This window comes from Litorivivens lipolytica, assembly GCF_014191715.1.
In the GTDB taxonomy this organism is placed as follows: domain Bacteria; phylum Pseudomonadota; class Gammaproteobacteria; order Pseudomonadales; family Spongiibacteraceae; genus Litorivivens; species Litorivivens lipolytica.
In genome coordinates, this window is sequence record NZ_JACHWY010000003.1 from 215,928 (window position 1) to 239,735 (window position 23,808).

Here is a 23,808-nt window from a genome sequence, read left to right on the forward strand (position 1 = left end):
GGGAGATCAACCGGCTTAGCGATAACCGGCGCGATCCATCACGCGTATGGCCTCACCTTGCAGGCGGCCCGCTTCGGCAACCGGAATATCGTCACCCTCAAATTCACCCCAGCGGGTAAGTGGCTCGGGCAGGCTGACCTGCGGGTTGACCGGATATTCCTGATTCAGCAGGGCTAGCTGCAACTGAGCATCAGTACCGGACAGCCATTCGATCAACTGTTGGGCCTCGGCCACGTGCTGGCTGGCGCGAGTGATACCGGCCCCGGAGATATTCAGATGCACCCCGCGACCATCAGCGCCCTCACCCTGCTGGTTGGGCCAGAACATGGTGACCGGAAGGCTTGGGTCATCGGCGACCATACGCGCCAAATAATAGGTATTCACAATGCCCACGTCGCACTGGCCAGCGGCAATGGCTTCAACCACCTTGTTGTCATTGGAGAAAGGCGGTACCGCCAGGTTCTTGACCCAGCCACTTACGATTTCTTCGGTCTCGGCTTCGCCGCGGGCAGCAATCATGGTGGCAACCAGTGACTGGTTATAGACCTTCTTCGCCGTGCGCAAACAGAGCCGACCAGTCCACTGCTCATCAGCCAGCGCCTCGTAGGTGCTCAGCTCAGAGGGCTTAACCCGCTCGGTGGAGTAAATGATGGTGCGCGCCCGAATACTCAAACCGAACCAGCGATTGCCTTCATCGCGCAGGGCAGAGGGAATATTGCTGGCCAGAACGTCGGATTCAATGGGCTGCAGCACGCCCGCCTCAGCGGCCTGCCAGAGATTGCCCGCATCAACCGTAATCAGCAGATCGGCGCGGCTGCGCTCGCCTTCGGCCTGCAGGCGCGCCAACAGGGGGCCAGCGGCGTCGGTGACATAGCGTATAGGGATACCCGTCTGCGCGGTGAAGCGATCAAACAGAGGCTTGATCAGATGCTCCTTTCGCGCGGTATACACTACCAGCCCTTCGTCAGCCTTCTGGCTTTCAGGGCCCTCGCCACAGGCGGCGAGCAACAGCGCCAAGCCAATCACCAGCACGGAACGCATGAACATCTCCTCGAAATAAGAATAGTAAGAAAGAAAGTGTCGAATGATAATTATTATCATTTCAGATAACAATGCCCGGCTTACTCAAAACTACCGTCATTGCGTACCCAAAGCACTTCGTGGGGCATGCTAAGCACCGCGAAGCAACCTTTCTGAAATGGCGGTGAAGTTAAAAGATCGGCGCTGCGCTCCTCACGACAACGCAGGCCACCTTAGAAGCCCATGGCCTTGCGAATCAGCTGACGCTTAAGTGGTGCCGCCTGATTGACCAGCTTCATACCGGTATTACGCAGCCAGCGCACGGGCAAAGCGGTCTCGCCAAACAAGCGCTTAAAGCCATCCATCGCCGCCATCGCCGCCAGATTGTCGCCCTTGCGACGGCGCTGATAGCGCTGCAATACCGTCAGCGAGCCAATGGCCTCTTCTCGCGACAGCGCGCGACGGATTTCGTCCTGCAGTGCTGCCACATCTTTAAAACCGAGATTGATTCCCTGCCCGGCCAGCGGGTGAATGCTGTGAGCTGCATCGCCCACCAGTGCAACGCCGGGTTTGACGTAATTAATTGCGTGGCGCTGGCGCAGCGGAAAACTGAAACGACGACTGACGTCCTCCACCGCTCCCAGTCGCCCTTCGAAGGCCTCTGCCAACGTGATCTTGAACGCGTCATCATCCAGCGCCTGCAACTGCGCCGCGTAATCGGTATCGGCAGACCAGACAATGGAGCAGTAACGATCGGGCGCATCACCGGCGGCCAGCGGCAGAAAGGCCAGCGGCCCGGTCGGCAAAAAACGCTGCCACGCGGTGTACTCATGGCTGGCCGACATTTTCACCGTGGTCACCAAAGCCTGCTGCTTGTAACTCCATTCGCGAGTCGCAAAGTCCGCCCACTGACGGACCCGAGAATTGGCGCCGTCGGCGGCCACCAGCAGATCCGCCTCGAGGCGATCACCGTTTTCCAATACAAGGGTTGCCACGGCACCCGCGTAACTCAGGCTCCCAACCGGGCTGTTTTCAAACACGCGGACATTGGTCGCGTTGTGCACCTGATCGGCCAGTGCGGCCAGCAAAATGCGATTTTCGACGATATGACCAAGGTTATCGACATTGACCTCGCCGGCCTCGAAATGCACTTCACCGGTACCTTCGGCGTCCCACACCTGCATATCGGTGTAGTGACAGATGCGCGAACTGGCAATCGCCGGCCAGGCCCCCACCTGTTCAAGCCACCGCTGACTGGCCGCCGTAATCGCACTGACCCGCGGATCGTAGTCGTGAACGCCATCCCCCAGTTCGGGCCACTCCGCCGTGACACTGCCTGCTTCTACCAGCGCTACCCGCAAAGGCAGATCGACAAGCCCTGCCGCCATGCCCAGCCCGGCCAAACCGCCGCCCACAATCACAATATCGTAGTGCCGGTTGCGACTCATAGCGAAGTGCCTCGTGATCTATCTCCCGCCTGGCCACGGGCATTGCCCGGCGCCAGCCCCGCCGCCTGTTCGACAAAGCGACGCTTCAGGCCCGGCAGTACATCCAGTGCCAGCAGGCCGAGATTGCGCCCCAAGCTGAACGCAGGATTTTTCTGGGCAAAGAGTTTCGGCAGCTGATGCGAAAACTGAACGGTGGATTGCTGATCTTGCCGCTGCTGTTCCAGGTAGGCGCGAAGTTGCCCCAGACTGCCCAAAGTCTCTGCAGTCTGGCCGGCCAGATGCTCCGCTAGCCGCGCCACGTCGCGCAGCGCAAGGTTGAAGCCCTGCCCGGCCACCGGATGCAAAGCGTGAGCGGCGTTACCCACCACCACCACATTGGGCCTCACCTGCTCTTCAGCCTCAACCAACTGCAGCGGGAACACGGCGCGCTCGCCGCAGCGCAACAGGCGACCCTGGCGGTAACCGAAGCGCTCCTGCAGGCGACGCAAAAAATCTGTTTCCGAAGCCGCCAGCAAGTCATCCGCATCCTCCGGCGACAGCGTCCACACCAGCGCCGCACGCGCCTGCCCCTCTTCACTATCGGCCAGCGGCAACAGTGCGAGCGGCCCTTCGTCGGTAAAGCGCTCGTAGGCAATGCCTTCATGCGGGTTTTCGAAAGTGACGTTGGCTATCAACGCTGACTGGCCGTAGTCGACCGTATGGCTGGCAATGCCAAGCGCACTGCGCAAACCGGACTGGGCGCCATCGGCCACCGCCAGCAGGCGACAGCGAATCGACATCGCCTCGCCCTCTTTCGGCTGCAAGCTCAGGGCCGCCAAGTCCTCAGACTGCTCAACGCGACCGACCGTGGCCGGCGACAGGCAGGTCAGTCCCGGCGCGTCTCGCAGGGCATTTAACAGCACGCTGCCCAACCAGGCGTTTTCAACCACATAGCCCAGTGCGGGCCAACCCTGCTCGCTGGCTTTCAGCAAGCTGCTGCCGATATGGCCGCGATCGGAGACGTGAATCCGATCGATGGCGGTCAGGTGTTCCGTGAGATTTTCCCAGACGTCAATGCTCTGCAGAATCTGCTGGCTACCATAGGACAGCGCCGTGGAGCGGGCATCAAAACTCGGCCGATACACCGGTGCACTGCCCGCCTTGGGAAAAGGAAAACTCTCCACCAGCAGCACCGACAGGCGACCCTCAGCATAGCGACTGAGGGCCAGAGCCAAACTGGCACCGACCATGCCGCCGCCGGCAATAACCACATCATAGTCACGCTGAAGTTCGAGACTCACTCAGCTAGCCTCCGCCATCAGCGCTTCAATCTCTTCGACCGTTTTGGGAACATCACTGGTCAACACATCGCAGCCGTCTTTGGTGACAACCACATCGTCTTCAATGCGAATACCGATACCGCGCCAGCGCGCTTCAACGTTCTCGTTATTGGGCGACACATAGATACCGGGTTCCACGGTCAAGGCCATACCCGGCTCCAGCAGGCGCCACTCGTCACCCACCTTGTAATCACCTACATCGTGCACATCCAGCCCTAGCCAATGCCCGGCCCGGTGCATGTAAAAATCGCGATAGGCTTCACTTTCAATGAGCTTGTCGACACTGCCCTTGAGCAATCCCAGCTCGACCAGCCCTTCGGTAATCACGCGCACGGTTTCGTCGTGAGGCTGATTCCAGTGATTATCGGGTTTTACCGCCGCAATGGCGGCCAGCTGCGCTTTAAGCACAACGTTATACAGCACTTTCTGCTCTTTGCTAAAACGGCCGTTGGCGGGAAAGGTGCGCGTGATATCGGCCGCGTAACCTTCGAGTTCGCAGCCGGCGTCGATCAGTATCAGATCGCCATCTCGAATCTGGCTGGCGTTTTCAACATAGTGAAGAATACAACCGTTGGCGCCCGCTCCCACGATGGTGTTATAGGCGGGGAAGCGCGCCCCGTGGGTGGCAAATTCATGCAGAATTTCCGCCTCCAGCTGGTACTCGAACATCCCGGGCTTGCACGCCTGCATCGCACGCAGGTGGGCGCTGGCACTGATATCGCCGGCGCGTTTCATCACGCGCTGTTCCGCCGCACTTTTGTATAGCCGCATGTCGTGAAGGAAATGATCGAGGTCGATAAATTCGCCGGGGGGATGGGCGCCGGTGCGCGCCTTGGCGCGGATGGCATTAACCCACTGCATCAGGTGGGCATCAAAGTCGGCGTGTCGCCCCATGGCGTAGTAAACACGTTCCCGACCTTCGATAAGTCCGGGCAGAATCTCGTCGATATCACCGATGGGAAAGGCATCATCGGCACCGAAATTTGCGCATACACCTTCCGGCCCCTGCCGGTACCCGGTCCACAACTCCATGGTGGGGTCGCGGTCGCGACAGAACATCACAAACTCACCGTGCTCGCGACCCGGCAGCAAGACCATGACCGCGTCCGGCTCGACAAAGCCGCTCAGATAATAAAAATCACTGTCCTGACGAAAGGGGTATTCCGTATCGCGGCTGCGCACTTTTTCCACCGCGCCCGGAATAATGGCAATACTGTTGGGTTCCATCACCGCCATCAGGTTGCTGCGACGACGGGCGTATTCCTGCTTGGTCACCTTCATGGGGTCTCTCATACTGAACGACGACTGCTACCGCTCAGCAGGTTAGCAAAAAAGTGGCAACAACACCGCTCTGTAGTGTGGACGATGCCGCTCAGTGCACCTGTTTCGGCGCCGGATGCTCGCCCGCCCGACGTGCCTGACTACAACACTCAACAAAGACCGAAACCACGGCCATTTCCAGATAGCTCACCAGTTCGGAAAACTGCCGCTCGGCTTCTTCGCTCTGCTCGGTATCAAGTCCGGCCTGGGAGATGGCCGCAATATCGGTCAACACCTCCGAGACCGTGGTGCTGTACTGCTGCGCACCTTCGTTTTTTTCACGCTGTTTACCGGCCATGGCAAACCCCGTAAGAAAACCCTGACACCAACTGCCCACTGCACTGACTCGCTGATCGAGATCGACATCGTCGCCGGGTAAAAAGAGAGTCATGGCACCGATATCGCCGCCTAGCTGCTCAACCGCAACCTGATAAAGGCGCAGCAGGTGAGGCCAATCCGCGTCGCCAAAACTGTCGACATCCAACAGCTGCGCCGCCTGCTCACGCAATTGTTTCTCATCGATGCGCTCACCGACAACCACCTGCCCCACAAAAAAACCATGCAACTCGGCAGGGGGGTAGAGCGCGCCGAGGCGAACAAACAAATCGGCGATATCGTCGTGATCGGGTAGTGCGGTTGCCATTGCCCTGCAAGTCTCCTGTTAAAGCAAGCCTTATAAAAATCAGCTGCGCATAGTACCCGCCCCCTTGGCCAAAATCGATCACTTAGGCATTTCGCGACTTTTAGCCACCCATTTCAGAGCTTTCTCAAGTGATAATGGCAGGCATTTGAAATACTGCACTATTTGGGCAATTGACCCCCCCTGCGAGCAGCTCTAGACTAGCGCAATCATTACAAACACCCACGAAACACTCGCAGGGGAAGCTCATGCCAGACCTATCGATCAAGTCGGTTGAACGGAAAATCGACGAGCTGATTCAGCTCTGCGAGCAATTAAACCGCGAAAACCAGATGCTTAAGACCAACACCGAAGCCTGGCAGCGCGAGCGCGAGACCCTGCTGGAAAAAACCAATATCGCCCGCAATAAGGTGGAATCCATGATTCAACGCCTGCGCGCCCTGGAGCAGGAATCATGAGCCAGAATACCGTTGTGGTCCGCATTATGGACAAGGAATTTCAGGTGGCCTGCCCGCCCGACCAGGAGCCGGGCCTGCATCAGGCCGCAGCCCGTCTCGACAAGCAAATGCGTGAAATTCGCTCCAGCGGCAAGGTCATCGGCCTTGAGCGCATAGCCATTATGGTGGCCCTGAACACCACCTACGAACTGCTCAATGGCAGCAACGAGCCGAGCAAGGCCGAGCAAGACAGCATTAAACGCGTGAACGAGAAACTCGAAGACGCCCTTCACAAACTGCGCCAGCTCGAAATCAACTGAGTCGCTACCCCTGGGTAGCTCAACGCAGGCTGCGCAGAATATTCAGCAAATCCGGCAATAGCTGCACGTAAGTGCCCGCATAGGCGGCGAGGGTATAGCCGTCGCTGCCGGGTGACTGCAACTGGCGCTGCACTTCATCAATCAGTCGCAGCAAGGTGCGCTCGGCCCGAAAGCGATTAATACCGCATTCCACCAGCGGCGCCACCACAGGCGTCAGTAGAATCAGCGCCATAAAACCCACCGCGCCACCGGTCACCGAAACCCAGCCGGGCAAACCAAACCACTTGGCCCACAGCGCGGAAAAATAGGATTGCTGGGACAAGTAGAGCGAGCTCGCCGCCGTTGCCCCGAGAATGCCGGCACTGCCAAAGGCGATCTTGTCGCTGAGCAGACGCCCGGCCACCCCTAGCGTGATAAACAGAATGATATCCCGACTGCCCTCGTGATCTACCGCCAGGCGCGCTACCGCCGCGCGCACTCGCCGCTCCAGTTCGGCAGGGGAATAGCGTGCGAGCAAGGCCTCCACTTCGCGCTGCTTGGAGGGGTCCAGCTCCGGGTGCTGCCCCAGATGCTTCAGCAGGGATTCCTCAAGAGAGGCCAGATGCAAAAGCTCTCCCGCAATCACCCCGGCCAATGCCAGCTCCTTGGCACTGTAGCGCGGCTCAGTCGCCACCTTGCGCCCACCCAGACGGCGCAGCGCGCGCCAGGTGAACCGCGGAATGGTTGCGAGATCGCGGGGAATATCCCGTCGATGCTGCCAGTGACGCTTGGCTACTCCGCCCAGAGAATGAAAGTGGCGCGCGCAGACGTCCGGCACACGTTCCCTCGCCGCCGAGAAATGCGCATCCAGCATGGCATTAAGGCGAGATTCCCATTCGTCACGGGTCAGGCGGGGTGGGCTGGTGTCAGGCATGCTCAATGTTTGCGGGTCGACGAGGGATCAGGCAGACTGAGTCCGAAAATAATCAGGGAACACATTCGATGGCCACCACTATACATCACCGAACCTGCAATCTGTGTGAAGCGATATGCGGTCTCGAGATTGAGCACGATGGCAGTCAGATCCTCAGCATCAAGGGCGACAAGCAGGACCCCTTTAGCCGCGGCCATGTCTGCCCCAAGGCCGTAGCTCTCAAGGATATTCACGAAGACCCGGACCGCCTGCGCCAACCCCTGAAAAAAGTCGACGGCCAATGGCAGAGCATTAGCTGGGATCAGGCACTCGATGAGGTCGCCGAAAAGCTCGGCGCCATCCAGCAAGCCCACGGCAAGGACAGCGTCGGCGTCTACCTCGGCAATCCCAACGTACACAACACCGGTTCCATGCTGTTCAGCCGCCACTTGCTGCATGCCCTGAATACCCGCAACCGGTTTTCGGCGACGTCGGTAGATCAACTGCCCCACCACCTGATTGCCCACAAACTGTTCGGCCACCAGCTTAAGATTCCGGTGCCGGATATCGATCACTGCGACTACTTTCTGGTATTCGGCGCCAACCCCATGGCCTCCAACGGCAGCATCATGACCGTGCCCGATGTGCGCCATCGGCTTAAGGCCATTAACCAGCGGGGCGGCAAGATTGTGGTGATTGATCCGCGCCGCAGTGAGACCGCCGAAGTCGCCAGCGAGCATCTGTTTGTCCGCCCCGGCAGCGACGCCCTGCTCCTTTCAGCCATGATTCACGACCTCTACGCTTCCGGCAAGGTGGCCACACATCGACTGCACGACCATACCGACGAACTCGAAGGCCTCGAGGCGCAGTTTAGCCCCTTCAGCCCCGAAGCCGTCGCCGAAGCCACCGGCATCAGCGCGCTGGAAATTCGCCGTCTGGTGAGTGAATTCACCAGCGCCAAAAACGCCGTTGCCTACGGTCGCATGGGCGTCTCGGTGCACCCCTTTGGCACACTTAGCCAATACCTGATCATGCTGTTCAATCTACTCTGCGGCAGACTGGATGAACCGGGCGGCCTGATGTTTACCCGTCCCGCCATCGACACCCTCTCGGTTACCGGCCCCGGCAATTTTGACCGCAGCCGCAGTCGGGTGCGCCAATTGCCCGCCTTTTCCGGTGAATACCCGGTGGCGACACTGGCCGAAGAAATTCTCACGCCCGGTGAAGGACAAATCCGCGCCCTGCTGACCGTCGCCGGCAACCCGGTGCTGTCGACACCCAACGGGCGCCAGCTAGACAAAGCCCTCGAGCAGCTCGACTTTATGGTCTGCATCGACTTCTATCTGAACGAGACCAGCCGTCACGCAGATATTATTCTGCCGCCCGTGAGCCCGCTGGAGCGCGAGCACTACGATGTCATCTTCCACCTGCTGGCAGTGCGCAATAGCAGTCGCTACGCCGACGCCCTGTTTGAAAAACCCAAGGACGCCAAGCACGACTGGGAGATTTTCCTGGCATTGGCAGAAAGGCTATCACCGGCCCGCGGCCTGAAGCAGAAGTTCAGCCACTTGGGCCGCCGCATTTTGACGCCGAAGCGAACACTGGACGCCCTGCTCAAACGCGGCCCCTACAAACTCAGCCTGAAAAAACTCCGGGCCCAGCCCCACGGTATCGACCTCGGTCCGCTGCAGCCACAGCTACCCGAAGGCCTGCACCACAAAGACAAGCGGATTCACCTGAACACCGAGTTTTTCCTGTCGGATCTTGAACGCCTCAAGACTCTGCTGGCCGATACGGAGCGCCACGAACAGGTTCTGCTGATCGGCCGCCGCCATGTGCGCAGCAACAATTCCTGGCTGCACAACAGCCAGCGACTGGTCAAAGGAAAACCCCGCTGCACCGCCCAGATTCATCCTCGCGATGCGGCGCGGATGGGCGTTAACGAGGGGCAAAATGTGCGCATTACCTCGCGGGTCGGCTCACTGGTAGTGCCGGCCGAGGTAACCGACGAAATCATGCCCGGCGTGGTCAGCGTACCCCACGGTTGGGGCCATCAGCGCGAAGGCGTACAGCTATCGGTGGCCAAAGAACACGCCGGCGTGAGCGTCAATGATCTAACCGATGAACAAGCCATCGATGCCCTGTCAGGCAATGCAGCACTGAATGCGCTGCCGGTTCAGCTCAGCGCGGCCAGCTGAGCTGACCAAGGGACTCACTTAAAAAGCGCTTGTATCCCCTTGTTACTGTGCGCAAAATAGCTCGGAAACAAGGGATACCCATGGCCGACGATACCCCCTACATCAAGTGGTTCCGCAATTCCGCGCCGTACATCAACGCGCACCGCGGCAAAACCTTCGTGCTGATGATCAGCGGCGAGGCCATCGCTCATCCCAATTTTGACAATATCATCCACGACATCGCCCTGCTCAATAGCCTCGGCGTTAATCTGGTGCTGATTCACGGCGCCCGCCCCCAGATCGAAGCGCGGGTGCAACAACAGGGCATTGAAAGCCGCTTTCATCAGGACTTAAGGATTACCGATGCCGGCACCCTGGCCTGTGTCTGCGACGCGGCGGGTTCCGTGCGCGCCCATATCGAGGCCTTGCTGTCGATGGGCGTAGCCAACTCTCCCATGCACGGTGCCGCCATCCGCGTGGTTTCCGGCAATTACGTGACCGCCCGGCCTATCGGCGTGATCGATGGCGTCGATCTGGAACATACCGGTCAGGTGAGACGAGTAGACGCAGAAGCCATTCACCGGCAGCTAGCGCAGGACAACGTCGTGCTCATTTCGCCGCTGGGCTACTCCCCCACCGGCGAGATTTTCAACGTCACCCTCGAGGATGTGGTGGTGGAAACCGCCGCTGCCATTCGCGCCGACAAATTGATCGTGTTTGACGAAATGGCCGGCGCCATCGATGACGGCGAGTTGATTCGAGAATGCGAATTGAGTGAGGCCAGGAGTCTGCTGAGCCGCATCGATAACCCCTACGGTCTGCATACCATCGTCCGCGCGGCCGAGCGAGGCGTTCCGCGCTGTCACCTGATCGGATATTCCGAGGACGGCGCGCTGCTGGAAGAACTCTATACCCGCGACGGTGCCGGCACGCTGGTTTCCACCGATGACTACGAAGAACTGGCCACCGCGACCATCGACGACGTCGGCGGCATTCTCGAAATCATCGCCCCGCTGGAGCAAGACGGCATTCTCGTGAAGCGCTCGCGCGAAGTGCTGGAAACCGAAATTCACTGCTTCCGAGTGATCAAACGCGATGGTGTGGTTATCGCCTGCGCGGCCCTGTATCCCTACCCGGAACAAGGCAGTGGCGAAATCGCCTGCGTGGCCACCCACCCGGACTATCGCCGCTCGGATCGCGGTGAGCGGCTGCTGCGTTCGCTGGAAAAGCAGGCCCGGCAAATGGGGCTGAGTTCGGTGTTTGTGCTGACCACTCGCACCGCTCACTGGTTTCAGGAGCAGGGGTTTGTGCCGAGCAGCGTCGATGCGCTGCCGCCGGGCAAACAGCAGCTCTATAACTTCCAGCGCAATTCCAAGGTGTTTGCCAAAACACTCTGAGCGGCCCGCGATGCGTATCCCGAGAATCTACACAGACCAGCCATTGAGCAAGGGCGCAGAGCTGCAGCTCGACGACAGCGCCTCGCGCCACCTCTGTCAGGTATTGCGCCTGAACCGTGGTGATGTGCTGGTGCTTTTTAACGGCGACGGCTGCAGCTACCCGGCGCGCATTTCACACGCCGACAAGAAAAAAGCGCAGGTCACCGTGGAAGACTGCGATCAGCGCGCTCTGGAATCCCCGTTTCCGATTCATTTGGGCATTGCCTTGTCCAAGGGCGACCGCTTCGACTGGGTTTTGCAGAAAGCCACCGAGCTGGGGGTTACCGCAATTACCCCGCTGCAGACTCAACGGGTCGATGTAAAACTGAACCGCGAGCGGGCCGAGAAAAAACAGCGTCATTGGCAGCAGGTGATCATCAGTGCCTGCGAACAATGCGGTCGCAATCGTCTGCCACAGCTAGCGGAGCCACAGACCCTGCAGGACTGGCTGGGGGAAGTGGAAGCCGATCAGAAATGGGTGTTATCGCCCGCTCATGAAGGCGGGCTAAGACCATCGCAATCGGCGAGTAGTGCCGCCTTGCTGGTGGGCCCCGAGGGCGGCCTGGAGGACGATGAGGTGAAGCTGGCGCTCAACGCAGGCTTTGAAGCGCTGCAGCTGGGCCCCCGCATTCTCAGAACCGAAACCGCACCGCTGGCGGCAATCAGTATTCTGCAATTTTGCTGGGGTGATTTCGATCAGGGCTGAAGCTGACTCACTGCCCCATCAGAACGCGCGCAATCTGGGCTTCGATAATTTCCAGATCCGGGATCACCGCCGGGTCACCCGCCAATTCAACCTGTGAAAGTTCTACCCGACCCGGCTGGGCTTCGTTGTCGGGTTTCAAATCTTCTTTGACGATACGGGCCTGACGGGGAATACCGAAGCAGCGAATCCCGTAGAATTTCAATTCTTCCCGGTCACTGATGCCATTGAGAATCGCCACCTGACCACTGCCCCGAGATGTGGGATCAATAGCGTCCCCATTGAGCTGCTCAAAAGAAATCAGCGGAACGCGCTGGCCGCGCCACTCCATCATCCCCAGCAGCCAGGGCGGCGCAGAATCGAGGGGCTCGATCACGGAGGCCGGCACAAACTCCGCCACATTCACGTTGGGCAGTAACAGGTTTTTACGCTGGATGGGCAGCATCAGTACCGGCACGGTATCGGTGAACTGCAGTTGCTTGATATCCTGTTCCATGATGAACGCCTTCTCTATTTTTTCGCCTTGCCGCGCAAGCGACTGCTCAGTGTTGCCGCCAGCTGTGCCGGCGTACCACTCACACTGACCACGCCGGTACGATTCACCGCCTCCGGCATGGTATCGCTAACGCAGGTCTCTATGGCTTGTGTCCACACCTGACCGCCCGCCTGACGCACCCGCAGTGCCGCCTGCTCGCCATCGTTGCAGGTGCCGGTAAAAATCAGCAGGCCTAGGCGATTCCGATACTGCGCCACCAACCCTTCAGCTACCTCGTCGATGCAGGGCCGATAACCGCTACGCCACCCCTTCGAGGAGGCGATGACTCGCCCAAAGGGCAGAAAACGCGGCTTGGTTTCCGGCGCTATGATCAGCACCTGCCCAGCCCGCAGTCGCGCCTCGCCAGTAAACATCGCAATGTTGTGGGGCGTCTTGCGCTGCAGCTGAGTCGACAGGGCCTTATCGAAGGCCTCCTCGATGTGCTGCACGTAAACAAACCCCACGGGCAGCGATACTGGCACGGCCGCAAGAAACTCGGTGACCGCTTCCGGCCCACCCAGCGATGCGCCCAGCAGCCAGACCTGCTCCAGTTCCGCGACTTCACTCGGCGCAGATCGTGGCAACAGCGCCGCGTCGAGCTTGCCTAGGAGCTGGGTGTACCAGCGCACCAAGTGATCGCGCTCGCCTGGCCAGTCATCCAATACCAGGGTCGGCGCACTGGAAACCGCACTGATATAACCCAAGGCGCGCTCAATGCGTTTAGCTGAGAGCAACACCAGCCAAATTTGCGGCTCTTCCTCCAGCCCACCGTGGACAGCTTCAAGCTCGTCGGCAGAGCAACTGAGCAGCACGTAATGCGACGCCTTGACCAGCTGATTCTCTAACCAGTGCCGCTGCCTGACGTCGTCGACGACCAGCGCCAAATGCGTCATTGGCTAAACCTTGCCCCTTGCCCGCCTCGATAACTCAAGGTGTGGCCGTCTCTCCCATTACCTCGGAGATCACCTGCAGCAGAGTAATTTCCTGATAGGGCTTGCCGAGGTATTTATTAACGCCCAGGTGGTGCGCACGCTCCCGGTGTTTATCACCAGTACGCGAGGTGATCATGATGATCGGAATATCCTGCAAACGGCTGGTATGGCGTACCCGGCTCGCCACCTCGAAACCGTCCATGCGCGGCATTTCGATATCCAGCAATATCACATCTGGCAGTTCCTCGATGGTCTGCAGCTGAGTCACCGCATCGACCCCGTCTTTTGCCAGCAGCACGTCGAAGCCCTGACGCTCAAGCAGTCGCGAGGTGACCTTGCGCACCGTGACCGAATCATCCACCACCATCACCAGCGGATTGTTCTGCTCTACCTGCTGCGGTTTGTTTTCCAGCAGACCGTCGCGACCGCGCTGAACTTCTGCCCGCACCAGCGCCGGGATATCGACGATCACGACCACGCTACCGTCACCGAGCACCGTGGCACCGGACAGACCGTGTACGTGACTGAACTGGGGTCCGAGCGCCTTCACCACAATTTCGCGGGAACCGAGAATACTGTCTACCTGAACGGCAATCGGCCGGTCGGTACCGCGCGCCAACAACACCGGTCGCGGTTCGGTCTGACCTTCGAGATGCGGCACGGCCTGAGTGCGCAGCAGCCCGCCCAGATAGCGCAGCATGTAATTCTGGTTGGCGTATTCAAAGGGCGGCGCGTCGTCCTGATAATAAACTTCCAGTTCGTAGGGGCTGACCCGCACCACGCCTTCCACGGTGTTAATCGGGATCGCAAAAATATCGCCACCGATATTAACCATGAGAGCGCGGTTAACCGACACGGTGAACGGCAGACGGATAGTAAAACGGGTGCCCTGGCCGCGCTTGGAATCAACCGCAATACTGCCGCCCAGCTGTTTGATTTCGCTGTACACCACATCCATGCCAACACCGCGGCCGGAAATCTGGGTGACTTCCGAGGCGGTAGAGAAGCCGGCTTCAAACAGGAAGTCGCTTAACTGCTCCTCGGTGACCGAATCGTTCTCGCCGATCAAGCCCAACTTGACGGCCTTGGCGCGCACCGCACCAAAGTTGATGCCGCCGCCGTCGTCGCGGAGCTCGATCAGCACATCGCCGCCTTCGCGGCCGAAACGCATATGGATATTCCCCACCGGCGATTTGCCCGCAGCGCGGCGCGCTTCAGTGGTTTCAATACCGTGGTCGACCGCGTTGCGCAGCATGTGTTCCAGCGGCGGAATGATGCGCTCGAGCACCTGCCGGTCGAGCTCGCCTTCGGCGTTGAACACCTTGAACTCAACCCGCTTGCCAACTTCCAGACTGACCTGCCGTACAATCCTGCGCAGCCGCGGAATCATGCGGGTAAAGTGCACCATGCGCGAGCGCATGAGACCTTCCTGCAGCTCGGTGTTGATACGGCCCTGCTGCAACAGCAGGGTCTCCATATCCCGGGTGCGTTCACCGAGCGTATTGCGAATATCCAACAGGTCCGAGGATGATTCCATCAGCGAGCGCGATAGCTGCTGCAACTGGGAATAGCGGTCAAATTCGAGCGGATCGAAACCATCTTGGCCCTCACTTTCCACCTGCTCCTGACGGAACAGAATCTGGGCTTCGGTTTCAATGTCGAGACGTCGGACCTGCTCCTGCAGACGTTCAACGGTCATCGCCATTTCATCGAGCGAGCCGGCCAGTTCGGCGACCTGCTCCTCGGCCCGGCCGCGGGAGATCGAGGTCTCACCCGCCAGGTTAACCAGGTTTTCCATGAGCTGGGCGGAGACTTTGATCATCTCCTGCGGCATCTGCGACTCCATCGTCGCCGGTGCCCGATCCCCCGAGCGCAAGGGCATCGCCTCTTCCGCGTCGATCAGCTCAGTCGGAGGCTCATTGTCGTCGGTCGGCAGTGACGGCAGCAGCGGTTCGCTAACCCAATTGCGGTTACCTTTGCGCACCGCATCCAGGCCTTCATTGATACGATCCTGATAGGACAGCATTTGTGCCAGAAAACCATCGTCGCGCGCGGTCGTCTGGGCAACATAGGATTCGAACTCGTGGGAGATATCACCGAGCCCGGCCATCCCCGCTCGGCGGGCACCACCCTTGAAGGTATGCAGGTGGCGCTGCAGCAACTCAAGATGTTCAGTATTGCCGCGATCGCCCGTCCAGTACTGAATGGCGTCATCAATCGCCTCAATCAGATCCTCGGCTTCTTCAAGGAAGATGGACGCCACTTCGGCTTCCGGCTGACTGGCTTGCAGATTGCCTGAGGGCGCTGGCGCAGCGTCTTTCTTACGCCCCGAATCGGCACTGGGCACAACCGCGTTAAAGGCCTCGCCACGACGCACTGCAGCTAAACCAGAGACAAGACTGTCTTGAAAGGCGTGCAGGCGCGGCAGGAACTGATCGCTTTGCGAATCGCCATTGGCAATCGCCGCCTCCACGAAGCTTTCAAATTCGTGGGTATAGGAGCCCAGTGAACTGAGACCCGCCATGCGCGCACCACCTTTGATGGTGTGCAGATGGCGCAGCAGGTTATTCAGGTCGCTCTGGCTGCCATCGCTTTCCGACCAGGCATTGATGGCTTCATCAACGCCTTCCAGCAACTCGTCAGCCTCTTCCAGAAAAATTGCCGCGACTTCCGGGTCAACATCGTCCTCTTCCAGAGGCGGCGAGGACAGCGTTATCTCCTCAGCGCCGGCGTCTCCAATTTCCGCAGGCGCGACGGTGGCCGGCTCTGGTTCTGGTTCTGGTTCTGGTTCTGGTTCTGGTTCTGGTTCTGGTTCTGGTTCTGGTTCTGGTTCTGGTTCTGGTTCTGGTTCTGGTTCTGGCTCTGGCTCTGGCTCAGCCGGCAGGCCAATCTCGATCGCGTCTTCGACCAAAGGAATCTCGTCATCCCCCGGCTCTTCGTCATTAGACTCATCGTCGCCGGACTCATCGTCATCGGCTTCGAGCTGTTCCGTATTGGCCGGCAGTGCCGTGCTGTAGTCAAAAGCGCGCAGGCGTTCCAGCAGTTCCGCGTCTTCCACCGGTTTCTGCTCTGCAGCGAGCTGGTTGAGCATGCCGTCGAGGGCTTCAGCGCTATTTTGACAAAGCTGCACCGCTTCTTCCGGCACTGGATTGCGGGCCTCGCGCATGACCTCAGCCAGCGCATCCGCCAGCTCGGCAATGGCATCCAGACTGGCGATACTTTCCGCTCGCCGGGCAATCTGGCCACAGGTATCTGCAAGTCGGTGCAGGCTAGCCGCATCCGCGTAGTTGGCGAGTGTGTGCTCAACCGCCGCCAGCGTTTCACCGGTAGCTACCAGAAAGGCGTCCAGTTCACCGGGCGCCAACTGCTGCTCGGCCGCATTCACTTCACTGTCCTGCGCATTGAGCAGCAAACGTCGGTGCAGGTTTTCTATTCGCTGCAGCAGCACATCGAGATTGGAGACCTGCTCGGCCTGCCCCAGTTCAATTCGATCAATGGCCGCAGACGCCGCGCCGCTGGCATCACGCAGCAGCATCAAGGCGTCGACATCCGCCGGATGCCGCAGCGCTCGCATCTCCTTGATGTAACTCTCCAACGGTGAGATCAGCTTGGCGATCTGTTGCATCTCGGCCATATTGGCCGCGCCCTTGAGCGTATGCAGGGAGCGCTGCACCGAATCTGGCACATCGATGGGTGCCTCAGCATGGGCCAGAAAGTTCTCCAGCATCTGCAGATGGATACGGGCTTCTGAGACAAAAATGTCGGCCAAGGTATCATCCGGCTCTGCGGGTGCCGCAGGTTCCGGCGCATCACTACTGCTGGCAAATGCCGACAGGTCTGGCGACTGCTCCACGGCCAGCGCCTCGGCCTGAGCGGCCAACTGGCCAGCCGGTTCGGGCGCACCGGCCTTACCTCGCTTAAAGGCGTCGATCAAGGAGGGCAACTCCTCCATGACCTGATCAACCAGATTCAGCCGCGCGGCATCCAGCTCAAAGCGACCTTCAACAACCCGGTTGAGCATATTCTCAACCGACCAGGCCAGCTCACCAATGCGGGTCGCCTGCACCATGCGACCGCTGCCCTTGAGCGTATGGAAGCCGCGTCGCACTTCAGCGCGGGCCTCCTCATCGCCCGGCTTCTCGTCGAGTACCGGGCGGAACTCGCGCAGGGTATCGAGTACCTCTTCGGCTTCCTCGACAAAAATTTCGACCAGCTCATCGTCGACTTCGGGAAGGTCTTCAGCGTCGTCGTCAGCTTCTGCCTGGGCCGGTTCAGGTTCTACAACGGGGACGACCGATAGTTCAGGAGTGGCCGCAATTGTCGGTGCGGCGGGCACACCTTCCACCGGGGCAGTCTCAACCGCTTCCGGCGCGACTTCTTCTGGAACAGTCTCTTCCGCAACCGTAGTTTCTGTACCGGCCACCGGGTATCCCAGCAGACCGACACAGCGCTCGGCCAGGCTCAGCACCTCCGGGTCCGAGTGACTGAAGTCACTGGCGCAGCGCTCCAGATAATAATCTACCGACGTCAGTGCATCGGCCAGTGCGTCAAGGGTCTGCCAGTCCGGGGTATGGGGGTCGTCCAACAGCTGTTCGCAGACGAACTGGCGACAGGCATCGAGCACATGCGCCGCCCGCTCCAGTTGTGCGACTCGCAAACTGCCACTGATGCTGCCAATCAGATCCGGCAGCTCCTTGAGATAATCGGTGTGCCACTGGTTCGCGACAAAATTAACCACCGCTTCCTTGGCCAACTCCAGACCGTTGCGCGACTCGCGCACCACCGCCAGATGAGCGCGATCCAGCTGTTGCTGGGCCTCTTCGCTGTCGTTAAACAGACCACCAGAGGCTGCCTCCGGCGGCAGTTCGCGCAACGCGGCCGCCACCTGATTCAGTTCCGCCGCCAGACCATCGTCGGCGCCGGGATCCTCCGGCAGCCGCTGCTGCAGGGCTCTCAGGGTTTGGTAGTCCTGAGTCAGGCCAAGTACGGCGACGCTTTGGCTCAGTTGATCAAAGTGATGGCGGCTGTCGGTATCGAACTCGCCCGCAGCCAGCTGGGTCGCCAGCTGATTCAATTGTTTCGCCAGTGATGCGCGAACGCCGGCCAGCGCTTCGCGATTGTCGCCACTGTCCAGCGCCGGCAGACTGGCGCTGGTGTTGTAGCGTTTTTTGACATCGCGAATGTAGTTTGAAGTGGCCTTGCTGTTGGCCACGTAAAACAGCATGTCACGCAGCAGCGCTTCCGGCAGCGGCCGCGCCAGCACCGCCGGCCCAGCCTCAACAAACAGGCGAATCTCGCGGTCAATCCTGCGCAGCAGCGAGCGCACGGCAAAGCCGCTGTAGATGGAATTGTTCAGCAGGCCTTCGAGCAGGGCGATGCATACCACCCACATATCCTGCACCGGATAGCCCCGGCAGATTTTCGCTGCACGAGCGCAGACCTTGGCCATGTAATTCAGGTTCTTGCGCTGCTCGTGGCCTCGGTAGTAGCCCAACAGGGCCACCTGATACATCTGACGCAACTTTTTCGCCACGTCGAGAAACTCTGCATCACCAAGCTGCAGCGGCGATTCTTTTGGCTGGGTGCCACCGGCCAGGTCCGGCGAAAAAATACCGCTGATCGCCATCAGGGGCTGACCGCGAACCGCGCGCAGCTCGTTAAGAGCCAGGATCAATTCGGCGGGAAATTCGCGATGGGCATCGCGTACTTTTTCAAGGTAGCGTGGCATCTCACCCAGAGCGCGCTTCAGTGCCAGCAGAGCGTCACTGAGCAGTGAATCGGGAATCGCGCGGTCCAGAACCGCGTTGACCAGCCGCTCCATTTCATCGGCCAGCAACGCGATGCCAAAGAATTCAACCATCTGCAGGCTGCCCTGCACCTGATGGATATGCGCCAGACAGAAATGCAGGCGGGTACTGTCGTTGGGGTCGTCCAGATAGGCCTGCAGGGCCGTTTGAGCCGCCTGAAGCGACTCCGCAATTTCACCGGCGACCCAATCCAGGCCTACGTAATCGCGACGTTCAGTCATTATTGTCTCATCTTATTCGTTGCCGTCGCGGCGGCGCTCAAACAGTTGTACATTGTCGCCCCCTCTACGAATCAGCGCGGGGTGCTTCCAGCCCGAGCCTTCACTGGGCCCGATCAACAGAATGCCCCCCGGCTTCAGTCTGTTAACCAGACTGTCGAGAACCTGGCGCTGACGCCAGGCCCGGAAATACACCAATACGTTCTGGCAAAAAATCACGTCCATGGCCGAGCGCGGGGTGCTGTTTGGATCCAGCAGGTTGGACTGGATGAAACACACCCGGGAAGCCAGCTCTGGCGTCACCTTGTAATTCAAGCCCTGCTCAGATTGCATGTAGCGCTGACGCAGGGTTTCCGGCAGCTCTTGAATGCGCCGCACGTGGTAACTGCCCTGGCGCGCAACCTTAATCGCCGCGCTGCTGACATCGCTACCCATCACGCCAAAATACGCCTGCTGCCCTGAGCCCTCAATCAAGTTACTGGCGATCATGGCCATGGTATAGGCCTCCTCGCCGGTCGAGCAGCCCGCGCTCCACATATCCAGCGCCAGCCTCCGCTCTTCCTTCTGCGCAACATCCAGCCGCTTTTGCAGATAGCGGGCAAGAATTCGATAGGCAGACGGCGTTCGATAGAAGCGGGTTTCCTTGACGGCTAGATGATCGATCAACCACTCGCCCATACCGTGCCAAGGTCGCGTTTCAAGTGAGGCCAATGCCTTTTCCGCCTCGGCCTCGCTCATGTCCTGCAACCAGGGCTTCAGCCCCTTCCTCAGGATGTGCTGGTGCTGATTCAGGTTAATACCGGTCTGCGCTTCCAGCACGGCCTGCCAACGCCCCAACTGCTCCTGCTTTACCTCAGCCATGATGTTTTTCTGCGACCACATTACGCCCGCCTGCGTCGAAATCAGGCTTCCTCAGCGATACCGTCCTGCTCTTCTTTGGCTTCAACCTCAGCATGCTGCTGCGGCAGTTTGAAACCGGCTACCGAGCGACGCAGTTCGTCTGTCATCTCGGACAGGTTACCAATCGAGCGCGCCGTTTCCGTGGTACCGGCAGAAGTCTGCGAGGTAATTTCCTGGATAACGTGCATCGTGTTGGAGATGTGGCCCGCCGACGCCGCCTGTTGGCGTGCCGCGTTCGAGATGTTCTGGATCAATTCCGCCAGTTCCTGCGATACCTTCTCGATTTCTTCTAGTGCCGCACCGGCGTCCTGGGCCAGACGGGCACCACGCACCACTTCCGTAGTGGTTTGTTCCATCGAGATAACCGCTTCGTTGGTATCCGACTGGATGGTTTTTACCAGCGCTTCAATCTGCTTGGTCGCACCAGAGGAACGTTCCGCAAGGCGCTGTACCTCGTCCGCAACAACCGCGAAGCCTCGACCCGCATCACCGGCCATAGAGGCCTGGATCGCGGCGTTCAGTGCGAGGATGTTGGTCTGGTCGGCGATGTCGTTGATCAACGATACGATATCCCCGATCTCCTGCGACGATTCACCCAGTCGTTTGATCCGCTTCGAGGTTTCCTGAATCTGTTCGCGGATGTTATCCATACCCTTGATCGTGTTCTGTACCATTTCGGCGCCGGTATTCGCGATGGATACCGAGCGCTTCGCAACCGCGGCCGATTCAACGGCGTTCGACGATACCTGATCGATGGTCACCGCCATCTCGTTAACCGCTGCCGAGGCACCGGCAATTTCCTGGGCCTGATTCTCGGAGGCCTCGGCCAGCGTCAGAGCGGTTTGCTGAGAGTTCTGGGCCGCGGTGGATACCCGCAGAGCCGTATCGTTAATCTGCGAAACCAGCACCCGCAGCTGGTCAATGGTGTAGTTGATAGAGTCAGCGATCGCACCGGTAAAGTCTTCCGATACCGTTGCCGTCGTGGTCAGGTCACCGTCTGCGAGGTCAGCCAGTTCGTCCAGCAGTCGCAGGATCGCGTTCTGGTTTCGCTCGTTGGTTTGTGCCGTTTCCTGCAGTCGGCTCTGGGTGTTACGGAATGACTGAATACCGAGCAGGGCCAGTGAAATGGGGATCAGAATCACAAAGCCGAGAATGGTGGTGGTCGACAGCAGGCGCTTGCTTTCCAGATTGTCGATCGCCGTGGATAGCTGGTTGGTCGCGTCCTGTACTTTTGGCGCGTCAACAATGATGGATTCAGCTGCGGTGGTTGCCTCCAGCAGGCTGGGCGAGGCCTGGAAGATATCGTCAACCGAGCTGGCCACGAATTCAAACAGCTGGCTGATTTCCTGCAGACTCTGCTGGGCCTCGGCGTCGCGCACGCGGCTGACCTGCATCGCCGGGTTGCCTTCAATCATGCCGCGCAGAACCGTACCGAAGGTACTCGCATCGATGTTGAACTGGTCGGCTGCGATCGGCGCATCCTGTCCACCCTCAAGCATCCGGTCGACGTTTCGGGCGATCCGTTCCGCCAGCCAGGACTGGCGCTGGGCCACCGCCACCTGATCGGCCGGCGCGTTGCGATCGAGCAGAATTTCCACGACGTTGTTGTATTCCTGCTGGAGTACAGGAATCGACTCGTTAAGAGTCAAGGCAACTTCGTGCAGGAAGATGATCCGCTCTTTGTTGGTGATGATGGTCTGGGCTGCTTCACTGACCCGCTCCCACACACTATCAACCGCGGCCAGCTCGCTTTTCAGCAACTCGCGCGGCGAGGGCAAATCACTGCTGCCGCGCTCCAGCACGGTCTGAGCCTGCTCGAAACGATCGTGGGCTTCCGCCAAAGCCTCAAAGGCTTCACCTTCACCGGCAGCGGCCTCACGCGAACTGGTTTCAATCTGCTGGGTATACAGACGCAGATCACCCGCCAGTTCCAGGTAGCGCTGGTCGTAACCGGCATCCCGCAGAACGAAGTAGGCGTTGATGCCGGCGCCGACAAAGCCGACCAGCATCAGAACCACAAACACGCCGATGGAGCGATTGCCGCGCAGGCGCGACATGCCGCTGTCTTTACTCAATTTCATTATCCGGACTCCAGGCCGTATAGACTCTAGCTTTTGTTGCTTTTGTGTTTCCCCAATAACGGCCGTCAGGCCGCCACGTTATAAAACTTGTCGTCCTGAATCAGTTTTTCAGGACTGAATACCGCGCGCACCCCATCTTCCTGGACGTAGGAACCATCGATGTAGGGCTGCAGTACTTCGGGTATTCCGTCAGGCATTTCCGGGCTGTATTGGTCGACCGGAAAGGTTTCCATGCCGCGCACACTACTGACGATCAAGCCGCTGTAGAGCTCGCCCATTTCCAGCACCAACACCCGGTGAGACTTGCGGCTGCGATCCAGGCTGCCGCCGAGAAAGGCCTCCATATCCATAAGCGGCAACAGACGACCACGCACATTGGCGACGCCGCGCACCCAGTCCTGCACCGAAGGCAAGCGGGTATAGGGTGGCAGCGTCAGAATTTCGGTGACCTGACCCATGGGCGCCACCAGACGGGCACCGCCGAGCTCAAACGAGATACCGGTCCATTCCGGCACGATCTCTGTCTGCTGGGGCAGACCACTGGACACCGCGACACTGCGGTTGGCAAGTGCGACCAGCTGATCGAAGGGTTCGTCAGGCAACTGCATGAATCAACTCCGCCGCTCAGGCGGTCATCACTGACTTGATCGTCTTAACCAGTGTACTGTCATCCACCGGCTTGGTCAGATAACCCTTGGCGCCCTGGCGCTTACCCCACAGGCGGTCGGTTTCCTGATCTTTGGTGGTAACGATGATAACGGGAATGGCACTGGTCGCGGCATCGTTGGTCAGCTGACGGGTAGCCTGAAAGCCATTCATACCGGGCATGACAATATCCATCAGTACTACGTCGGGTTTTTCAGATCGGGCCAGCTCAATGCCTTTTTCACCGGACTCGGCGGTGAGAACTTCATAACCGTGCTTGCTGAGCATTTGGGAAATCTTATAGGTTTCCGTCGGCGAATCGTCGACGATCAAAACTCGAGCCATCTTACTTCTCCATTTACCGATTTATTATTGTTATGCCGCAGCCACGTGTGACTGAATCGCATCCAGCAGCTCGTTCTTGCTGAAAGGCTTGGTCAGATACTGATCAGAGCCGACAATGCGCCCCTTCGCCTTGTCAAACAGACCATCCTTACTGGACAGCATAATCACCGGAGTTTTCTTGAACTCACTGTTATTTTTGATCAACGCGCAGGTCTGGTAGCCGTCCAGGCGGGGCATCATGATATCCACAAAGATGATGTCCGGCTTTGAGTCGGCAATCTTTGCCAGCGCATCAAATCCGTCTGTAGCGGTAATTACCGCACAACCTACCTTGCTGAGCAAGGTTTCCGCGGTGCGACGTATGGTCTTACTGTCGTCAATCACCATGACTTTCAGGTTTTCGAAGTTTGCTTCCATTGGGTCACCTTGACTCATCGCCCAATGCCTTCAGCGAGCAGTGGGCCTTATTATTGTTGCTGTCTGATCTACTTGCGGCCTGATATCGTCACAGCCAACCATTCGCCCTGACAGCTTTTCCAAACAGCGTTCCTGTTTAACACGGATTCCAGCTTTAATCCATAACTTGAGCCCGGCCAGCACTTTATCCGGCCCGTATTACAGGCTGGTTTCAGC

Annotated in this window: 19 protein-coding genes; 5 read left to right on the forward strand and 14 right to left on the reverse strand. The window is 59.1% G+C overall.

Features of this window, described 5'->3' with window-relative positions:
- Positions 1-15 precede the first annotated feature (15 nt).
- From FHR99_RS13200 to FHR99_RS13220, 5 genes are all read right to left on the reverse strand, one after another.
- Positions 16-1,047, reverse strand: a complete 1,032-nt coding sequence (locus FHR99_RS13200) for an extracellular solute-binding protein (RefSeq protein WP_183411175.1) — start codon at positions 1,045-1,047, stop codon at positions 16-18.
- A gap of 206 nt (positions 1,048-1,253) precedes the next feature.
- Positions 1,254-2,468, reverse strand: coding sequence for a UbiH/UbiF/VisC/COQ6 family ubiquinone biosynthesis hydroxylase (locus FHR99_RS13205; protein ID WP_183411176.1), 1,215 nt, complete (start codon positions 2,466-2,468; stop codon positions 1,254-1,256).
- A complete protein-coding gene (ubiH, locus tag FHR99_RS13210; RefSeq protein ID WP_343067583.1) occupies positions 2,465-3,748 on the reverse strand; it encodes a 2-octaprenyl-6-methoxyphenyl hydroxylase in 1,284 nt (427 codons plus the stop codon). Before ubiH ends, FHR99_RS13205 begins: the two co-directional genes overlap by 4 nt.
- A complete protein-coding gene (gene pepP / locus FHR99_RS13215) occupies positions 3,749-5,068 on the reverse strand; it encodes a Xaa-Pro aminopeptidase (protein ID WP_183411177.1) in 1,320 nt (439 codons plus the stop codon).
- Between the two features lie 91 nt (positions 5,069-5,159).
- Positions 5,160-5,750, reverse strand: a complete 591-nt coding sequence (locus FHR99_RS13220; RefSeq protein WP_183411178.1) for a UPF0149 family protein — start codon at positions 5,748-5,750, stop codon at positions 5,160-5,162.
- Positions 5,751-5,995: 245 nt separating this feature from the next.
- Between FHR99_RS13220 and FHR99_RS13225 the strand changes: the two genes are divergently transcribed.
- Positions 5,996-6,205, forward strand: a complete 210-nt coding sequence (locus FHR99_RS13225; RefSeq protein ID WP_183411179.1) for a TIGR02449 family protein — start codon at positions 5,996-5,998, stop codon at positions 6,203-6,205.
- A complete protein-coding gene (locus FHR99_RS13230; protein ID WP_183411180.1) occupies positions 6,202-6,504 on the forward strand; it encodes a cell division protein ZapA in 303 nt (100 codons plus the stop codon). Before FHR99_RS13225 ends, FHR99_RS13230 begins: the two co-directional genes overlap by 4 nt.
- 19 nt (positions 6,505-6,523) lie before the next feature.
- On the opposite strand, the gene FHR99_RS13235 is transcribed toward FHR99_RS13230, so the two are convergent.
- Entirely contained in the window at positions 6,524-7,417 is an 894-nt protein-coding gene (locus tag FHR99_RS13235; RefSeq protein WP_183411181.1) for a hypothetical protein, read from the reverse strand.
- A gap of 68 nt (positions 7,418-7,485) precedes the next feature.
- On the opposite strand from FHR99_RS13235, the gene FHR99_RS13240 reads away from it, so the two are divergent.
- The 3 genes from FHR99_RS13240 (at position 7,486) to FHR99_RS13250 (ending at position 11,715) form a co-directional block, all read left to right on the forward strand.
- Positions 7,486-9,594 (forward strand): molybdopterin oxidoreductase family protein, encoded by a 2,109-nt coding sequence (locus FHR99_RS13240; protein ID WP_183411182.1) that lies wholly within the window; start codon positions 7,486-7,488, stop codon positions 9,592-9,594.
- An 80-nt stretch (positions 9,595-9,674) separates the two neighbouring features.
- Positions 9,675-10,970: an amino-acid N-acetyltransferase gene (gene argA / locus FHR99_RS13245; RefSeq protein ID WP_183411183.1), complete on the forward strand. Its 1,296-nt coding sequence runs from the start codon at positions 9,675-9,677 to the stop codon at positions 10,968-10,970.
- A 10-nt stretch (positions 10,971-10,980) separates the two neighbouring features.
- Positions 10,981-11,715, forward strand: a complete 735-nt coding sequence (locus FHR99_RS13250) for a 16S rRNA (uracil(1498)-N(3))-methyltransferase (protein WP_183411184.1) — start codon at positions 10,981-10,983, stop codon at positions 11,713-11,715.
- Between the two features lie 7 nt (positions 11,716-11,722).
- Here the strand turns inward: FHR99_RS13250 and FHR99_RS13255 are convergent, their stop codons facing one another.
- The 8 genes from FHR99_RS13255 to pilG form a co-directional block, all read right to left on the reverse strand.
- A complete protein-coding gene (locus FHR99_RS13255; RefSeq protein ID WP_183411185.1) occupies positions 11,723-12,208 on the reverse strand; it encodes a chemotaxis protein CheW in 486 nt (161 codons plus the stop codon).
- A gap of 14 nt (positions 12,209-12,222) precedes the next feature.
- The gene (locus FHR99_RS13260; protein ID WP_183411186.1) at positions 12,223-13,140 is read right to left on the reverse strand and encodes a chemotaxis protein CheB; all 918 of its coding nucleotides are present in this window, start codon (positions 13,138-13,140) and stop codon (positions 12,223-12,225) included.
- 34 nt (positions 13,141-13,174) lie between these two features.
- The gene (locus FHR99_RS13265; protein ID WP_183411187.1) at positions 13,175-19,207 is read right to left on the reverse strand and encodes a hybrid sensor histidine kinase/response regulator; all 6,033 of its coding nucleotides are present in this window, start codon (positions 19,205-19,207) and stop codon (positions 13,175-13,177) included.
- A 12-nt stretch (positions 19,208-19,219) separates the two neighbouring features.
- Entirely contained in the window at positions 19,220-20,086 is an 867-nt protein-coding gene (locus FHR99_RS13270) for a CheR family methyltransferase (protein WP_183411188.1), read from the reverse strand.
- 20 nt (positions 20,087-20,106) lie between these two features.
- Positions 20,107-22,185 carry a methyl-accepting chemotaxis protein gene (locus FHR99_RS13275; RefSeq protein ID WP_183411189.1) on the reverse strand — a complete coding sequence of 693 codons (2,079 nt, stop codon included), beginning with the start codon at positions 22,183-22,185 and terminating at the stop codon, positions 20,107-20,109.
- Between the two features lie 65 nt (positions 22,186-22,250).
- A complete protein-coding gene (locus FHR99_RS13280) occupies positions 22,251-22,793 on the reverse strand; it encodes a chemotaxis protein CheW (RefSeq protein ID WP_183411190.1) in 543 nt (180 codons plus the stop codon).
- Between the two features lie 16 nt (positions 22,794-22,809).
- Positions 22,810-23,175, reverse strand: coding sequence for a twitching motility response regulator PilH (pilH, locus tag FHR99_RS13285; protein ID WP_183411191.1), 366 nt, complete (start codon positions 23,173-23,175; stop codon positions 22,810-22,812).
- Between the two features lie 30 nt (positions 23,176-23,205).
- The gene (gene pilG, locus FHR99_RS13290) at positions 23,206-23,592 is read right to left on the reverse strand and encodes a twitching motility response regulator PilG (RefSeq protein WP_183411192.1); all 387 of its coding nucleotides are present in this window, start codon (positions 23,590-23,592) and stop codon (positions 23,206-23,208) included.
- Positions 23,593-23,808: the final 216 nt, after the last annotated feature.

Coding starts and splice junctions, on each gene's coding strand:
- FHR99_RS13235 (WP_183411181.1), bottom strand. CDS start 7,417: ATGCCTGACACCAGCCCACCCCGCCTGACCCGTGACGAATGGGAATCT.
- FHR99_RS13280 (WP_183411190.1), bottom strand. CDS start 22,793: ATGCAGTTGCCTGACGAACCCTTCGATCAGCTGGTCGCACTTGCCAAC.
- argA (WP_183411183.1), top strand. CDS start 9,675: ATGGCCGACGATACCCCCTACATCAAGTGGTTCCGCAATTCCGCGCCG.
- FHR99_RS13200 (WP_183411175.1), bottom strand. CDS start 1,047: ATGTTCATGCGTTCCGTGCTGGTGATTGGCTTGGCGCTGTTGCTCGCC.
- FHR99_RS13255 (WP_183411185.1), bottom strand. CDS start 12,208: ATGGAACAGGATATCAAGCAACTGCAGTTCACCGATACCGTGCCGGTA.
- FHR99_RS13260 (WP_183411186.1), bottom strand. CDS start 13,140: ATGACGCATTTGGCGCTGGTCGTCGACGACGTCAGGCAGCGGCACTGG.
- FHR99_RS13265 (WP_183411187.1), bottom strand. CDS start 19,207: ATGACTGAACGTCGCGATTACGTAGGCCTGGATTGGGTCGCCGGTGAA.
- FHR99_RS13220 (WP_183411178.1), bottom strand. CDS start 5,750: ATGGCAACCGCACTACCCGATCACGACGATATCGCCGATTTGTTTGTT.
- pilH (WP_183411191.1), bottom strand. CDS start 23,175: ATGGCTCGAGTTTTGATCGTCGACGATTCGCCGACGGAAACCTATAAG.
- pepP (WP_183411177.1), bottom strand. CDS start 5,068: ATGAAGGTGACCAAGCAGGAATACGCCCGTCGTCGCAGCAACCTGATG.
- FHR99_RS13230 (WP_183411180.1), top strand. CDS start 6,202: ATGAGCCAGAATACCGTTGTGGTCCGCATTATGGACAAGGAATTTCAG.
- FHR99_RS13205 (WP_183411176.1), bottom strand. CDS start 2,468: ATGAGTCGCAACCGGCACTACGATATTGTGATTGTGGGCGGCGGTTTG.
- FHR99_RS13240 (WP_183411182.1), top strand. CDS start 7,486: ATGGCCACCACTATACATCACCGAACCTGCAATCTGTGTGAAGCGATA.
- FHR99_RS13225 (WP_183411179.1), top strand. CDS start 5,996: ATGCCAGACCTATCGATCAAGTCGGTTGAACGGAAAATCGACGAGCTG.
- FHR99_RS13250 (WP_183411184.1), top strand. CDS start 10,981: ATGCGTATCCCGAGAATCTACACAGACCAGCCATTGAGCAAGGGCGCA.
- pilG (WP_183411192.1), bottom strand. CDS start 23,592: ATGGAAGCAAACTTCGAAAACCTGAAAGTCATGGTGATTGACGACAGT.
- FHR99_RS13270 (WP_183411188.1), bottom strand. CDS start 20,086: ATGTGGTCGCAGAAAAACATCATGGCTGAGGTAAAGCAGGAGCAGTTG.
- FHR99_RS13275 (WP_183411189.1), bottom strand. CDS start 22,185: ATGAAATTGAGTAAAGACAGCGGCATGTCGCGCCTGCGCGGCAATCGC.